Raw genomic sequence first — 14389 nt, forward strand, 5'->3', positions numbered from 1 at the left:
ATTCGCGATCGGTTCGACGACCCGTGCCTCAAGACCTCGCCTTCGTAAGTTGCGCCGGCGTATCGGGCGCGCCCATGCGGTTGGCCGCGTCGAGCGGCGTCACGCCCGACGCGTCGCGCGCTTGCGGATTGGCGCCGTGGGCAAGCAGCAGATCGACGATCTCGGTGCGATTGAACATGGCCGCGATCATCAACGCAGTGCGGCCGTCCGGCGACGCACCCTCGACATCCGCGCCGCCCGCGAGCAGGGCTTCGACAACCTCCTTGAAGCCCTTGAACGCCGCGCCCGCAATAGGGCTCTGGCCGTTGTCGTTGCGCAGATCAGGATCCGCGCCGTGTTCAATCAGGGCGCGCACCGCATCGGCGTGACCGTGATAGCTCACCAGCATCAGCAGACTGTCGCCTTTCTCGTTGCGCAGATTGGGCGGCACCCCTTTGCCGATCACCGCCGCGAGCGTGGCGGCTTCACCGCGCCGTGCGGCGTCGAAGACTTCGCGTGCGACGTCGAGCAGGTCTGGATCGATGCCGCCATTAGCATCGATTGAAGAGGATTTGGGTTCGTCGTTCAAGGTGGACTCCGTGCAATGCGATCGCAGCAGACGCGGGCGTTGCACGATTCGCATCGCCCGCCTGCTGCGCTCAAGGGTTCGGCTGCGGCTCGTGGCGCCCCTCGTTCGGTTGCGCGCGGCCCTGCGGTTGTTGCTGCGGCTGACCTTGCGGACGTGCCGGCATCTGGGCCGGCGGCCTGCCACCGTTTTCGGGCGGTCTGCCACCGTACTGCTGCTGCGGTTGTCCCTGCGGCTGCTGCGGGGCGCCATGCGGTCCCGCATTCGGACGATACACCGGTTGACCTTGCCCCTGCATCGGCGGCGGGTACGGATGGCCGCCGTTCGGGTAAGGCTGACCCGGGTGAGGCGGCGGCTGATACGGGCGTCCCTGATAGCCGCCGGGCGGCCCGCCATGACGCCAGCGATCGCGATCGCCATACCACGGACGGCCGGCATAGTAGCGGCCCCAGTAGTCGTCGATCGAAAACACGATGATTGGCAGACCGATCACCGCGCCGTAGCTCTGCAGCGGCACTTCGTTGCCTTCGTACGCATACGTGAGGGCGTTGCCGTCGACCCAGCCGCGCAGATCGCCGAGCGCTACATCGCACCATTCGTAATCGCTGACGCAGTCGAACACCTCGACCGGCTGATTGGGCCCAAGGCCGGTTACTACGGGATAGTCGTCGCCGGGTCCTGCCATCAGGTTGATAGGTTGATTCGTGAGCGCATCCACCTGGGCGAAGGCGACGCATGGAAAAGCGAGTGCTGCGGCAAACGCCGCGCGGGTTGCCAGTTTGAGCGTGGCAGTGGGCCGGATTGGCATGAGAAACGCGCCTGAGGTCGCTGTAGTTGGTAGGTGATCAGCGTAGCAGATGGGCGGCGCTTAGGCTGTAAGCGCGCGGGCCGTGGCAGCGCGAAATTGTGTGAATTTGAAACCGGGCGTAACGGCCGTGGGCTTCGGCCTGAAGCGCTGGCGTGCGTTGCATTGAAGTTGCACTGAACGTATCGCCGGCGCGGCCACGAGGATGCTCGCACCGAGGCAGCGCTACAGGCGCTGGTTCGCCTGGCGGATTGATAAGACCATGCGTATACGCTACCGTCGCGCTACCGTCCGGAGCAGGCACGCCGCTTGCTGGCGCTTAGACAGTCGCCTGAGCAGCCGCTCAAGCAACGCATGCCGTTGCGCGGGCGAACCCGCTGCATCTGCGGCAGCTGGCGCCGGTGGTTCGGTGGCTGCAGCCGTGCGGCATTTTCCGCTTTCGATCCTGGAGAAAAACACATGCATATCGTGACGAACGTGGGGCCGCTCGCGGCACTGATTGCGGGCATTCTGATTCTCGTGGTGCCGCGCCTGCTCAATTACATCGTGGCGCTGTATCTGATCATCATCGGCCTGCTCGGCCTGTTCGGCGACCACATTCGCTGATCGACATGGCCGCTGGACGCCCGTTGGCGTCCAGCGATCATCATCCGCCGCGCGTCAGCGCCCGGCACCCGATGCCGCGCGGCCGACGTTGGCCGTAGCGAGCGGCGCTTCGTCGAGACGGCGAAATATCAGCGCCGACACCAGCGTAATCACTCCCATGCAGACGAAGCTCAGACGGAAGCCCATCGCCGCCGAGCCGAGCTGTGCCGCGAACAGCTTCACCAGGCCACCGCCGATCGATACGCCAAGCCCCATCGCCAGCATCTGCACCATCGAAAACAGGCTGTTGCCGCTGCCCGCGTCTTCGTGCGAGAGACCCTTCAAGGTTACGCTGTTCATTGCGGCGAACTGCATGGAGTTACCGGCGCCGAACACGGCCAGCACGATAATTTCGACAAATAGCGGCGTGCCGCGCGAGATCAGTGCGAAGGCCACGATTGCCGCACCGACAATCACCGTGTTGACCAGCAGGAACATGTCATAGCCGTAACGCCGGATAAGCGGCGCGATCCAGCGTTTGGCCACGGTACCGGCGAGCGCGGCCGGCAACATCATCAAGCCCGAATGGAGCGGCGTATAGCCGAGTTGCAACTGCATCAGAAGCGGCAGCAGGAACGGCACCGCACTCGAGCCGACGCGGCACACCAGATTGCCGATCAGGCCGACGCTAAAGTTAGGTTCGCTAAACAGTTTGAGCTTGAACAGCGGATTGGCACGGCGCTTTGCGTAAGGCACATAGGCGAGGGCCGAGACGAGACCCAGCACGAACAGACCCGCGGCCCACGCAGCGCGATGGGTTTGCACCGGTGTCTCCACTGCGAGCGAGAACGCGATCATGCACAGCGAGAGCAGGGCGCAGCCCGCCAGATCGAACGGCGGCGCGGCCGAGGTCGTGCCGCGCGGCAGATAGCGGTGCACGGCAAAGAGCCCGATGGCGCCAATCGGCACATTGATCAGGAAGATCCAGTGCCACGAAATGGCCTCCACGAACCAGCCGCCCAGCGTCGGTCCGACAATCGGACCGACCTGGCCCGCCACGGAAATAAACGCCAGCGCCGACACATACTGCTCGCCGGACACACTGCGTAGCACGGCAAGCCGCCCGATCGGCAACAGCATCGAACCGCCGACGCCTTGCAGTACCCGCGCAATCACCAGTTGTCCGAGCGTGTGTGCGCTCGAGCAGCACAACGAGCCGAGCACGAAGATCAGGATGGCCGCGAAGTAAACCCGGCGCGTGCCGTAGCGGTCGGCGAGCCAGCCGGAGGCGGGCGTGAGCATCGCCATGGTGAGCGTGTAGGCGACGATCACCGGCTGCATGGCCAGCGGTTTTTCGTTCAGGCTGTGCGCGATCGACGGCAAGGCCGTGTTGACGATCGTCGTATCGAGCGACTGCATGAAGAAGCCGGCAGCGACGATCCATAGCAGCGCAGTCTGGGTTGAATCCTTACTCATGTGAACTTCTCGGGGATGCTGGGGCGCCTCGCGCGCCTTGCACCGCAACAAGGCGGTGGGAGTCATTCGATGACGCAACTGACGACGCAAGCATTGGGCAATTAATCGGGATAGCGACATGATATTGACATATACGTCAATCGGGAACCCCACTAGGGACATTGACTGTTATCGGCATTGCCGATAACAATGACGCATGCTCAATCCTATCTGGCTCAAGACTTTTGCCGCTGTCGCCGCGTGTCATAGCTTCACGGAGGCGGGGCGGCAACTCGGCCTCACGCAGTCGAGCGTGAGCGAACACATCCGGCGGCTCGAACAGGAAATCGGCCGGCGGGTGTTCGTGCGCGATACCCACTCGCTCGCCATGACGCCCGATGGCGAGGCGATGCTCGCGCACGCCAGCGTGATCCTGCAGGCGCTGACGCGGGCCGAATCGCAGTTTCGAGCGCCGCGCCTGAAGGGCCGGGTGCGCCTCGGTTCGTCCGATGACGTTGCGCTCGGCCCGCTACCCACCGTGCTGGCGGCGTTCCGCAATGCCCATCCCGACGTGGAACTGGAAATCACCATCGGCATGACCGGCAGGCTTTATGAACTGCTGGACGCGGGTTCGATCGATCTGCTGGTCGGCAAGCGGCGTCTCGGCGACCGGCGCGGCGTGCCGCTTTTCACCGGACGGCTCGAGTGGCTTGCGCGTACCGGTACGCTGGTGGACATGACGCAACCGCTGCCGCTGATCCTCGTGGCGGAGCCGAGCGTCACCCGCGCCGTGGTGCTGGATGCGCTCGCCGAAGCGGGTTTCAGCTGGCAGGTGGTATGCACGAGCAGCAGTCACTCCGGATGCATTGCCGCGGCGCGCGGCGGCCTGGGCATTACCGTGCGGCCGCAATATCTGACGGCACGCGGCCTCGCGGCACCGGTCAACAGTGCGAGCCTGCCGGTTTTGCCGGATGTGGAGTTCATCGCGCTTGCCGCCAGACGGCTCAGCCGCCCTGCGGGCACACTGCTGCAGTTGCTGCACGACAGCGATCTGCGTGGGACGTGGGTCGGCGAGTAGCGTGCTACCTTAAAGCTTCAGCCAACACGGAACTACATGATGTCGACCGCCTCTTCACTCGCACTCCACCGGTTTCCTCGTTTCAGCCTGCTCGAAGGAGCCACGCCTATCCAGCCTCTCGCACGCCTGAACCGGCAGCTTGGCGGTGTCGAAGTGTTCGTCAAGCGTGACGATCTGAACTGGCTTGGCGGTGGCGGCAACAAATTGCGCAAGCTCGAATTTCTGGTCGGCGAAGCCATCGCGCAGGGCGCAGACACGATCATCACGGTCGGCGCGCGCCAGTCGAACCATGCGCGCCTGACCGCGGCAGCGGCGGCGCGAGCCGGTCTGAAGTGCGAACTGGTTCTGACTCGACTGGTGCCGCGGTACGACGACGACTACCTCGAGAACGGCAATATCGTGCTGAATGGCCTGTTCGGCGCCCATGTGCACGACTTGCCGGGCGACGCGAATGCGCTAGCGTTTGCAGAAGAGCGCGCGACAGCTTTACGCGCCGAAGGACGCAAGGTGTATGTCTGTCCGTTGGGTGGATCGAGCCCGGCCGGTTGCCTCGGCTATGCGGATTGCGCGGCGGAAATCGTCGCGCAGTCGGAGCAGATGGGCGTTCCGTTCGATTACGTCGTGGGACCGAACGGCAGTGGTGGCATGCACGCCGGCCTCGTGGCCGGGATGATTGCGCTGGGTCGTACCACGCCCTCAGTCATCGGATACGGTGTGTATGGCCCAGCCGAAGCCGCCCGCGCCGCGACCCTCGACAAGGCCAATCAGACGATCCGCCTGATCGATCCAACGCTCAGCGTGCCCAGTGAAGCGGTGGTTGTCGACGGCAGTCAGCTTGGCGACGGCTACGGGATCCCCACTGAAGCGATGCTGCGGGCGGTGCGACTGCTGGCCTCAACGGAGGGGCTTCTGCTCGATCCCGTGTACAGCGGTAAAGCTTTTGCTGGTCTGTTGGATGGAATCGAGACCGGCGCGTATCGCGCCGGACAGCGCTTGCTGTTCGTGATGACGGGTGGTTTGCCAGGGCTGTACGCCTATCGGAGCGCATTCGAAGGTTCCAGATAACGGCCGGTGCGCGTCTCGGGCCTATCCGTTCAACCAGCGGATGGCATCGTCGACGACCGTATCCCAGTCTCCCGTTAACGTTTGGCGCAGTACGCTGACGTTATCCATCCAGGGCGTGATAGAGCCTTGGCTACCCCAGCGCCAGTCGCAGGAGACCGATGTCAGCACAGCAGTGGGCTTGCCGATCATTGCACTGAGATTGGCAACGCCCGAGTCCACCGCAATGACCGCGTCCAGTTGTTCGATGCAGGCAGCTGTGTCCGCAAAATCTTCGATGCCCGGGTCGTATTGGCCAAGATTGCCCGAGGGAATGCCGGCGAGCGGCTGAGCGGCGGGATGGTGCAGACTCACGAAGTGTATGTTGGGCTCGACTTGCGCATCGCTAACCAGGCGATTCACGGCAGCAAGCGGCAAGCTGCGCGCAGCAGCCCAATAGCGGTCTATGCTGCTGGCCTCGATAAAGTGACGTTGACTGCAATCCCAAAAGAGCCCGACCAGACGCTTCCCGGAGTGTTTCGCCCTCAGGTCTTGCACCCATTCGGCAGCAATATTTCGTTCTGTTAAGGGTGCCTGGATGTAGGGCGTAAAGTACGGCGTGGGCGGCGTCGTGCGCGCTGCAGCCAGCACTGGCAGATGCAGCAATGTGATGTGCAGGTCTGGCGCGAAGGCCCGCACAGCATCCCGTAGCGCTTCGGGTAGCGGGGCACCCCGATCGAGCGGGCGCTCTGCACTGACAACCGTGCATTGAGGCAACGCCGCTTTCATCAGCGCGTGAATCTGGCTGTCGCAACTGACCATAATGATCGCGCCGGCCGCAAGCCAATGCGAAAGGCAGGAAAAGAGCAAAAACTGATCGCCGAAGCCTAGCTGATTCGTGACGAGCAGGCGCTTGCCACGCAGATCCTGTTCACCCGTCCAGCTGGGTACACCGTCTGGTCGATAACTGCCGCTGTTGTCCTGATTGCGCGCGAGCCAGTGGTTGAAACCCTGAGGCAGTCCAGTCTTGAGGAGGGCCTCGCCCAATAGGCGCTCGGCTACTGGGGCCAGAGGGGCGTTATCGGCCGCGGCCCCCTGCCATGCGCGCCGCAACATGGGGATGCCGCGTTCGAAGTCGCCCGCCATCTCAAGACTATGTCCAAGATTCAATTGATAGAAAGTGGTGTTCCAAGGCAGCGACGCGTAGTGAAGCCAGGTTGCGATGGCTTCGAAGTGCCGCCCGAGTAACGTCAGGCAATGCGCGCGCAGGCAGACGAATTCAATGTTCCGGGGATCCAGCGTTAATGCCTTCTCGGCCCATGGCAACAATTCACCGTCACGCTTAAGCTCGATTAGCGCGAGACAAATGTCTTTTAGCGCAGCCAGATCTTCTGGTGCTAGCGCGTGCGCTGCTAACGCCCTTTGCAATGATGCGTCCATTTGTTTACTTATTTATCGATTTATCGGACTGGGCCGAGAAAGCGTCAAATGATAGCGCCGCGCCATAAAAAATCATGGCAAATCTATTATGTTTTACGACAACCGAAAATTCAAAAAAACCGGGGGGTTATTCTGCAGGACTGATTGATGCCGCGTCTCGCACGCCGATGCGCGGCATCCATTAGCTCTTTTAACGCGAATCGCCGTCATGATGCGGGTCGTGCTTATCCTTTTGCTGAACTTCCTTGGGCTCAAGCCGCGTCTTGCCGCCCGTCGACGGTGCGTCGCTTGCCGGGAAACTGTCTTCCACGGCCTGATCGATCTGCGCTTCGCCCTTATCGGCGTGCGGATGCTTCTCGGTGTGCTGCTTCGACATGGTGTGCTCCTTGACTTGAACGATCCGGATCCAACGATACGGGTCAAGGTTACGCAGCAAGCCGCATGCCTCGCGCTTCCGCGAGAATCCAGTCGCGGAACAGCTCCATCGCCGGCGCCATGTGCCGCGATTTCAACCGGGTCAGCCAGTAGCTGCCGGTGCTCACTTCAGCGTCGAACGGGCGCATCAGCAGCCCGTTTTGCAGTTCGCGTCCGAACATGCACGGCGGTGCGAGCGCTACGCCCGCGGCTTGCATGGCGGCTTCCACCATCAGTCGCGACGAGTCGAACACCGGACCGTTGATCGTCCACGGCTCGAGTCCCGCGGCGTCGAGCCAGAGGGTCCATTCATCGGCACGATATGAACGCAGCAGCGTTTCCTTGACGAGGTCGCGAGGCGTGGCGAGCCGTCTGGCAATCTCCGGCGCGCACAGCACGCTCAGCGGAGCGTCGAGCAGCAATTCGTTGTGAGTGCCAGGCCAGATTCCTTCGCCGAAGCGGATCGCGAAGTCGAGCCCCTCCGCGGCGAGATCTACAAGATTGTTGTGGGTCAGCAGCCGCAACTCGACAAACGGATGTGCGTCACGAAACGATTTGAGCCGAGGCATCAGCCAGCCGACCGCGAACGTGCCGACTACTCCCACGGTGAGCACCTCGTGGAAATGCCCGCCCTCGAACTGCTTGAGTACGCTTTCGATGCGTCCGAAGGCGTCGCTCAGCACCGGCAGGAGCGCCCGGCCTTCGTCCGTAATGCCGAGCCCGCGCGGCAAGCGCTTGAACAGCGTCGTGCCGAGCCGCTCTTCGAGCATACGCACCTGCTGGCTGACGGCCGCCTGCGTGACGTTGAGTTCGAGCGCGGCGCGCGTGAAACTCAGATGGCGTGCCGACGATTCGAACGCGCGTAGCGCGTTAAGTGGGAGATGGGGACGCATACGATCCAGACCAAGATTTTCTTTACCCTGGGTCGGATTATCCCCGTTTGTGAGGCGCTCGCAAAGGTGAAACCGTCGCGCTCTGCCGCAACGCCAGCCTGCAGCCGCTAGCCACCACTCGACTTACGCAGACGCACCGGAATCGACTTCGCTGCCGGCACGAGGCTCGATTTCGCGTGATGGTAAAGCGGGATCAGCGGATTGCATTCCGGGTAGTAGCCCATCATGCAGCCCTGCGGAATATCGAACGCATGCACGCGCATGCCGTCGAGTTCGCGCGTGATGCCGTCGTTCGACACCGTGGAAATGCACACCGCGTCGCCTTCTGCAAAGCCGAGCCGAGTCAGGTCGTCACGATGCATCAGCAGCACTTCGCGCGTGCCGGTCACGCCGCGAAAGCGATCGTCCAGACCATAGACCGTGGTGTTGAACTGGCTGTCGCCGCGAGTCGTCATCAGACGCAGCACATCTGGACCGGTGGACGGCATATCCGTGTCCTCATCGAGCGTCTCGGGCACAATGAAATTCGCCTTGCCATTGGGCGTTTTCCACTTCCGCTCGCAGGCGGGAATGGGACGGTGAAAGCCACCCGGTTGCCAGAAACGCTCGTTGAAATCGCGGAACTGGTCGGGATAGGTCTGCTCGATCGCGTCGCGAATCTTTGCGTAGTCGTCCACCCACGCATCCCAGTCGACCCGTGGATTGCGCGGCAGGAGTGCGTTGGCCAAGCCCGCGACAATGGCCGGTTCCGATAGCAGCATCTCGCTCGCCGGCTCCACGTAACCGTGCGAACCGTGAATGCAGGCCGTGCTGTCTTCGACGCTAACCGCCTGATCGCCGCTCGCCTGGCGGTCGATCTCGATGCGCCCAAGGCACGGCAGCAGATACGCGACCTCGCCGTGAATCAGATGGCTGCGGTTGAGCTTGGTCGCAATCTGCACGGTGAGCCGCACCTTGCGCCACGCCGGGTCCATCACATGATGATCGGGGGTCGCGACCTGGAAGTTGCCGCCGAGTCCGATGAAACCTTTTACCTTGCCATCGAGCACACCGCGACACGCTTCAACGGTGCTCATGCCTTTATCGCGTGGCGGCTCGAAGTCGTACAGTTCCGCGAGCTTGTCGAGCGGGGCGAGTTCCGGCTTCTCGGTGATGCCCACGGTACGCTGTCCCTGGACGTTCGAATGGCCGCGAATCGGACAGATGCCTGCACCGGGGCGCCCGATATTGCCGCGTAACAGCAGCAGATTGATGAGCATCTGCACGTTATGCACGCCGCTGCGATGCTGGGTAATGCCCATGCCGTACAGCACGATCACCGCTTGGGCGCGGGCGTATTCGCGAGCGGCTGCTTCGAGCGTGGCGCGGCTCAGATGGGCGTGGCCTTCGATCTCTTCCCAGGTGGTCGCACGCATGGCCGCGGCAAACTCGTCGAAGCCATGCGTGTGCTCGGCGATAAAGGCGGCGTCGAGCACGCGTGGGGTGCCGTTCCGCTGTGCTTCGTCATCCCATTCGATCAACAGTTTGCATAGCCCTGCAATCGCCGCGGCGTCGCCGCCTACTTTGACCTGGTGATACTGGGTGCTGATTTGTGTCGCGCCGGGTGTCAGCATCTCGACCGGTGACTGCGGATTGGCAAAGTCGACGAGGCCGCGCTCCCTGATCGGATTGAACGTGATGATTTCCGCGCCGCGTTTGCGCGCATCCTGCAACTGGTGCAGCATGCGCGGCGCGTTGGTGCCGGTGTTATGGCCGAAGAAAAACAGACAGTCGGCTTTCTCGAAGTCGGCGAGCGTGACGGTGCCGACCGGCGCGCCAATCGCCGGCACGAGACCCACGGAGGTGCTCTCGTGGCACATGTTCGAGCTGTCCGGCAGATTGTTGCTGCCATACATGCGCGCGAGAAGCTGATACATGTACGAGGTTTCAAGCGAAGCGCGACCGGACGCGTAAAACACCACTTCCTTCGGATCCATCGCGCGAAGCTCGCTGGCGATGTCGGCAAACGCATGCTCCCACGTTGTGGGCACGTAGCGATCGCTAGCCGGGTCCCAGCGCATCGGCGCGCCGAGCCGTCCTTGCGATTCAAGTTCGAATCCGGACCACGATTCCAGTTCGCTCAGCGTATGAGTCTCGAAGAATTGCGCGTCGACACGTTTGTTGGTGATCTCCCAGGCCGTGGCCTTCGCGCCGTTCTCGCAGAACTCGAACAGGTGCGGGTCGGCGGGCTTCGCCCATGAACAGCTTACGCAGGCAAAGCCGTCCGGTTTGTTCTGGTGCATGAGCACCTGCGTGCCGTGCAGTGCGACGTGCTCCTGGACCAGGATCGAGGCCACCGCCTTTACCGAGCCCCAGCCGCCTGCAGGGTGCGAGTACTCCTTGATGGGGGCATCTGTGCTCATACTGGCTCCTGGACATTGGGTTGGATGCCAAACATCGGCGCAAAAAGATCCGCAAGAAATGGGCCGCTGAGCTTGATCAACGACCGGGACAACCGCGTTGCACGTGTAGCGAGAATGCCCGACCTCCGTCAGTCGTCGATCGACCACTCCGCGGGGTGCACGCTTGTGCTTGTCATGTGTGCCATCGCCCGCTCAACTGTGTCATTGCGTTCGGGAGCGTGCCAATGCACCTTGAAGCGCTCCTCGAGGACACCGTTTGCTGGATCCATCCGCAAGCCGCGCGACGCCACCCGGCAATGCAGGCGTTCTAGTTCATCGAGCCATCGGGCCCGTTCGCGGGAGGCAACGTCGTAGCGGATGGTGAGCGAAGCACGCAGGTTGCGCGGCAACCGATGTTCGATTTTTGCGAGCGCGCTCAGCACGAACATCCCGAGCACGATCCCGATCACGGCGAGCGCAATCTGCCCGCCGCCGGCGCACAACCCCACCACGGTGACGAACCACAACGTTGCTGCCGTTGTCAGCCCGGTGACCAGACCGTCCTTGCGCAGGATCGCGCCCGCACCGATAAAACCGACGCCGGAGAGGATGCCGAGCGGCAGACGCATGAGGTCGAGCACCGCGAACGAACCTTCGGGCTTGCCGGCCTGCGAGAGCAGCACGTTCATCTGCAGCATCGCGAGGCAAGCGGCGAGACATACGAGCATGGTGGTACGCAGGCCCGCTGCCTTGCCCGATTCGCCGCGATTCAGGCCAAGCAGTGCGCCGGCCAGCAACGCCACCGCAAGCCGGATGGCGAGATCTTGCCAGACTGGGATGAACGGCATTGGCGTCATGAAGATGATTTCCGCTGAACGAAAATTTGCGCGAGGGCGTAACCCTGCGGATGCAACGCGCATGCCATACAGGGGCTAAACGGGCTCGTCGCGATCTTTCGTCATGCTCAGGAACAGCCGTTGCTCGGTGCTCGTTAAACGCTCCCACGCGCGAAGCTGACCGCTGAGCGCAAAGGGATGCGGCGAAGAAAGCCTCTATACAGGGAAGTATGCAGAATGGCGCGACACAAAGCCGACGTAGCCGATGACGAGTTTGAAATCTTCGCGAGTTACCACAGCACGGGAGACGGTCGATATATCGGTGGCCTAAAGGTTATCCGCAAGGCCGACCGGAGAATCCTGTTTCCATTCGAAGGCGCACCGCAGATCGGACCCTACGAAAGCGCGGATGAAGCACGTCATGCCGCGATTGAATACGGCCGCTCGATTGTCGCGGCGGATCGGGCTGCGCCTGAGCCTTGATTTCCGTGTCCGGTACGCGGATCGTCGCAATCGGGGAGGCGGCCACGCCGTTCTCCTTTTTACAAAGTCGATGAGGAATTTGCTGCAACCCCCGTGCCTGGTTTGCCGCTTTCTGGCGAGATAAAGCGGTCCGGTTGTTGCTGCGATGTTGAGGTAGTCATCTAAAGGAGGTTGTGATGCAATACGATACGAAGCCCCAGAACGCAGGACCGCGCGATGAGGATAAGTCGCGAGGCGATACCCGCACGGCGGCACAAAAGGAAGAGGCGGAGCGTACCGATCCGGCGCGCACGCGCCAACGTCCGAAGCAGACTGCGGAGGTGCCGCTCGGCACGGGTGAGCGTAGCGAGCCACCCGGAGGCGGTGGTCGCGAGGCACAGCGAGTGTCACCGGACAAGCAGCGCGGTCATTGATTCACGGCAGCGCTCACAGCACCACTTGCACTCCAAGCTCCACCACGCTGTCGCCATCTAGCCCGTAGTACTCGGCGCTCGATGCCGAATGAAACGACATCGCGGCAAATAGCGATTTGCGCCAGTCCCGCATGGCATCGCCATGATGTCCCTTGACGACTTCCTCGCGCGGCAAAAAGAACGTGGTGTGCTTCGGCTCGTAGCGCCAGTCGCCGAGCCGTCCATTGAGCGAGGCGAGCAATGTGGGCAGATTGGGCCGCTCCACAAAACCATGCCGTGCTACGACCTCGTAGCAGCCGTTGCCGAGGTCACGCGTCTCGATACGGGTTTTTTCGTCGACCCGGGGAGCGGATTCCGAGAGGTTGGTGAAGAAGATCGAGGTCCGATGCAGGACGCGGTTATGGCGTACGTTACTGTGCAGCGCGGCTGGTGTCATGCCGCGCAGATTGCCCGGGTAGACCGCCGTGCCCGGCACACGTGCGAGCGGTTCCGCATCGCCCAACGCTTCGGCCAAAAAGGTTTCCAGCGTCGCCGTCTTCGCGGCGCGCTGCGCCTCTGCCTCACGGCCGCGCTGCCAGGTAGTCATGAGCACGAACATCAGCGCGCCGATCGCGACTGGAAACCAGCCGCCTTGCGGAATCTTGGGCACATTGGCCGCTACCAGCAGGCCGTCTACTACTAGCAACGGCACGCTGACGGCCGCCATCGCAAGGCGCGGCCAATGCCAGACATGTCGCGACAGGCTGATCATCTGGATCGTGGTGGTCAGCATCGTCAGGCCGACGGCAATGCCATAGGCGGAAGTGAGCTTCGCGGACGAGCGAAACGCCAGCACCAGAAACATCACCGCCGCAAACAGGATCAGATTGACGGCCGGCACATACACCTGGCCGCGGTGCTCACGCGAAGTTTCCACCACGCGCATGCGCGGCAGGAAACCGAGTTCGATTGCCTGGCTCGTCATCGAAAAAGCGCCGGAGATCACCGCTTGCGACGCGATCACGGTGGCAAGCAGCGCAATCACGATAGTCGGAATCAGTGCCCAGCCTGGCGCCATCGAGAAGAACGGCTGGTCCTTCGGGCCGGCCTCGTAAAGCTGCGTGGCGCCCTGGCCGAAATATCCGAGGATGATGGAAGGAAACACCACCATCAGCCACGCCACGCGAATCGGACGGCGTCCGAAATGGCCGATATCGGCATACAGCGCCTCCGCGCCGGTCAGCGCGAGAATCACCGCGCCGAGGATCACGAAGGCGATCGTCGGACGTTCCTGCACGAGGTGCATCGCCCACCAAGGCGACAACGCACTCAGGACCTGGGGATGCTGAGCGATCCGGTAAATGCCAAGCGCAGCGAGCCAGAGAAACCACAGCGTCATGACCGGACCGAACCACCGTCCGACCGTCGACGTGCCGCGCTTCTGGAACAGGAAGAGCGCAATCAGGATTGCGACAGCGCCGGGCACGACGAGCGGGGCTAATGCATGATCGATCTGCGGTAGCCCTTCGGCTGCGGACAGCACGGAAACAGCGGGCGTAATCATCGAATCGCCGTAGAACATCGCCGCACCGAACAGGCCGACGAGCAGCAGGATACGGGGCGCCGGCTTGCCGTCCTTGTCGCAGCCGGCGCGCACCAGCGCCGTGAGCGCGACGATACCGCCTTCGCCCTGGTTGTCCGCACGCATCACGTAGCAGACGTATTTCAGCATCACCACGATCACGACGGCCCAGACGATGGTCGACAGGACACCCATGACGATCAGTGGCGTGCTGGCGCCGGCATCGAGCACACCCTGGCGGAACGCATAGATGGGGCTGGTGCCGATGTCGCCGAATACCACCCCAAGCGAACCCAGCACGAGGCTCGAGGTGCCGGGGCGATGATGGGGTTGGTCGGTGCTGCGTTTAGCAGCAGCGTCGCGGGCCGTCGGGCGAGACTCGGTGGAAGAAGTTGACATGGCGCGGCTTGCAGATCTCCTGTGCGCACGGCGATTACCG

14 protein-coding genes are annotated in these 14389 nt (G+C 62.7%); 5 read left to right on the forward strand and 9 right to left on the reverse strand.

Annotation, left to right across the window (positions count from 1 at the left end):
• Window positions 1-28 precede the first annotated feature (28 nt).
• Window positions 29-541, reverse strand: coding sequence for an ankyrin repeat domain-containing protein (locus P3T24_RS22570; protein WP_429438213.1), 513 nt, complete (start codon window positions 539-541; stop codon window positions 29-31).
• 97 nt (window positions 542-638) lie between these two features.
• A complete protein-coding gene (locus tag P3T24_RS22575) occupies window positions 639-1373 on the reverse strand; it encodes an SH3 domain-containing protein (RefSeq protein ID WP_429437955.1) in 735 nt (244 codons plus the stop codon).
• A 456-nt stretch (window positions 1374-1829) separates the two neighbouring features.
• Between P3T24_RS22575 and P3T24_RS22580 the strand changes: the two genes are divergently transcribed.
• A complete protein-coding gene (locus P3T24_RS22580) occupies window positions 1830-1976 on the forward strand; it encodes a DUF3096 domain-containing protein (RefSeq protein WP_074264617.1) in 147 nt (48 codons plus the stop codon).
• Between the two features lie 54 nt (window positions 1977-2030).
• Here the strand turns inward: P3T24_RS22580 and mdtD are convergent, their stop codons facing one another.
• Window positions 2031-3497 carry a multidrug transporter subunit MdtD gene (gene mdtD / locus P3T24_RS22585; protein ID WP_429405111.1) on the reverse strand — a complete coding sequence of 489 codons (1467 nt, stop codon included), beginning with the start codon at window positions 3495-3497 and terminating at the stop codon, window positions 2031-2033.
• A 130-nt stretch (window positions 3498-3627) separates the two neighbouring features.
• On the opposite strand from mdtD, the gene P3T24_RS22590 reads away from it, so the two are divergent.
• A complete protein-coding gene (locus P3T24_RS22590) occupies window positions 3628-4488 on the forward strand; it encodes a LysR family transcriptional regulator (protein ID WP_074264615.1) in 861 nt (286 codons plus the stop codon).
• Window positions 4489-4527: 39 nt separating this feature from the next.
• Window positions 4528-5553, forward strand: a complete 1026-nt coding sequence (locus P3T24_RS22595) for a D-cysteine desulfhydrase family protein (RefSeq protein ID WP_429438216.1) — start codon at window positions 4528-4530, stop codon at window positions 5551-5553.
• Window positions 5554-5574: 21 nt separating this feature from the next.
• On the opposite strand, the gene P3T24_RS22600 is transcribed toward P3T24_RS22595, so the two are convergent.
• The 5 genes from P3T24_RS22600 to P3T24_RS22620 form a co-directional block, all read right to left on the reverse strand.
• The gene (locus P3T24_RS22600; RefSeq protein WP_429437958.1) at window positions 5575-6969 is read right to left on the reverse strand and encodes a hypothetical protein; all 1395 of its coding nucleotides are present in this window, start codon (window positions 6967-6969) and stop codon (window positions 5575-5577) included.
• Window positions 6970-7159: 190 nt separating this feature from the next.
• Window positions 7160-7345, reverse strand: a complete 186-nt coding sequence (locus tag P3T24_RS22605) for a hypothetical protein (protein WP_429288347.1) — start codon at window positions 7343-7345, stop codon at window positions 7160-7162.
• 49 nt (window positions 7346-7394) lie between these two features.
• On the reverse strand, window positions 7395-8285 hold the full coding sequence (locus P3T24_RS22610) for a LysR substrate-binding domain-containing protein (protein WP_429438219.1): 891 nt from the start codon (window positions 8283-8285) through the stop codon (window positions 7395-7397).
• Window positions 8286-8383: 98 nt separating this feature from the next.
• Window positions 8384-10678 carry an FdhF/YdeP family oxidoreductase gene (locus tag P3T24_RS22615; protein WP_429437961.1) on the reverse strand — a complete coding sequence of 765 codons (2295 nt, stop codon included), beginning with the start codon at window positions 10676-10678 and terminating at the stop codon, window positions 8384-8386.
• Window positions 10679-10806: 128 nt separating this feature from the next.
• Complete coding sequence (locus tag P3T24_RS22620; RefSeq protein WP_429437963.1) at window positions 10807-11514, reverse strand: MgtC/SapB family protein; 708 nt, start codon at window positions 11512-11514, stop codon at window positions 10807-10809.
• Between the two features lie 216 nt (window positions 11515-11730).
• Here P3T24_RS22620 and P3T24_RS22625 point away from each other — a divergent pair, with 216 nt between their 5' ends.
• Both P3T24_RS22625 and P3T24_RS22630 read left to right on the forward strand, forming a co-directional pair.
• Entirely contained in the window at window positions 11731-11976 is a 246-nt protein-coding gene (locus P3T24_RS22625; RefSeq protein ID WP_074264609.1) for a DUF6723 family protein, read from the forward strand.
• Between the two features lie 176 nt (window positions 11977-12152).
• Entirely contained in the window at window positions 12153-12389 is a 237-nt protein-coding gene (locus P3T24_RS22630; RefSeq protein ID WP_429437965.1) for a hypothetical protein, read from the forward strand.
• 13 nt (window positions 12390-12402) lie between these two features.
• On the opposite strand, the gene P3T24_RS22635 is transcribed toward P3T24_RS22630, so the two are convergent.
• Window positions 12403-14349, reverse strand: a complete 1947-nt coding sequence (locus P3T24_RS22635; RefSeq protein WP_429437968.1) for a potassium transporter Kup — start codon at window positions 14347-14349, stop codon at window positions 12403-12405.
• Window positions 14350-14389 lie beyond the last annotated feature (40 nt).

The sequence above is a fragment of the Paraburkholderia sp. GAS33 genome, assembly GCF_050436645.1.
In the GTDB taxonomy this organism is placed as follows: domain Bacteria; phylum Pseudomonadota; class Gammaproteobacteria; order Burkholderiales; family Burkholderiaceae; genus Paraburkholderia; species Paraburkholderia phenazinium_B.

Excerpts from the sequence above, each read along its gene's own strand:
- P3T24_RS22575 (WP_429437955.1), bottom strand. The coding sequence starts at position 1,373 with ATGCCAATCCGGCCCACTGCCACGCTCAAACTGGCAACCCGCGCGGCG.
- P3T24_RS22580 (WP_074264617.1), top strand. The coding sequence starts at position 1,830 with ATGCATATCGTGACGAACGTGGGGCCGCTCGCGGCACTGATTGCGGGC.
- mdtD (WP_429405111.1), bottom strand. The coding sequence starts at position 3,497 with ATGACTCCCACCGCCTTGTTGCGGTGCAAGGCGCGCGAGGCGCCCCAG.
- P3T24_RS22590 (WP_074264615.1), top strand. The coding sequence starts at position 3,628 with ATGCTCAATCCTATCTGGCTCAAGACTTTTGCCGCTGTCGCCGCGTGT.
- P3T24_RS22595 (WP_429438216.1), top strand. The coding sequence starts at position 4,528 with ATGTCGACCGCCTCTTCACTCGCACTCCACCGGTTTCCTCGTTTCAGC.
- P3T24_RS22600 (WP_429437958.1), bottom strand. The coding sequence starts at position 6,969 with ATGGACGCATCATTGCAAAGGGCGTTAGCAGCGCACGCGCTAGCACCA.
- P3T24_RS22605 (WP_429288347.1), bottom strand. The coding sequence starts at position 7,345 with ATGTCGAAGCAGCACACCGAGAAGCATCCGCACGCCGATAAGGGCGAA.
- P3T24_RS22615 (WP_429437961.1), bottom strand. The coding sequence starts at position 10,678 with ATGAGCACAGATGCCCCCATCAAGGAGTACTCGCACCCTGCAGGCGGC.
- P3T24_RS22620 (WP_429437963.1), bottom strand. The coding sequence starts at position 11,514 with ATGACGCCAATGCCGTTCATCCCAGTCTGGCAAGATCTCGCCATCCGG.
- P3T24_RS22625 (WP_074264609.1), top strand. The coding sequence starts at position 11,731 with ATGGCGCGACACAAAGCCGACGTAGCCGATGACGAGTTTGAAATCTTC.
- P3T24_RS22630 (WP_429437965.1), top strand. The coding sequence starts at position 12,153 with ATGCAATACGATACGAAGCCCCAGAACGCAGGACCGCGCGATGAGGAT.
- P3T24_RS22635 (WP_429437968.1), bottom strand. The coding sequence starts at position 14,349 with ATGTCAACTTCTTCCACCGAGTCTCGCCCGACGGCCCGCGACGCTGCT.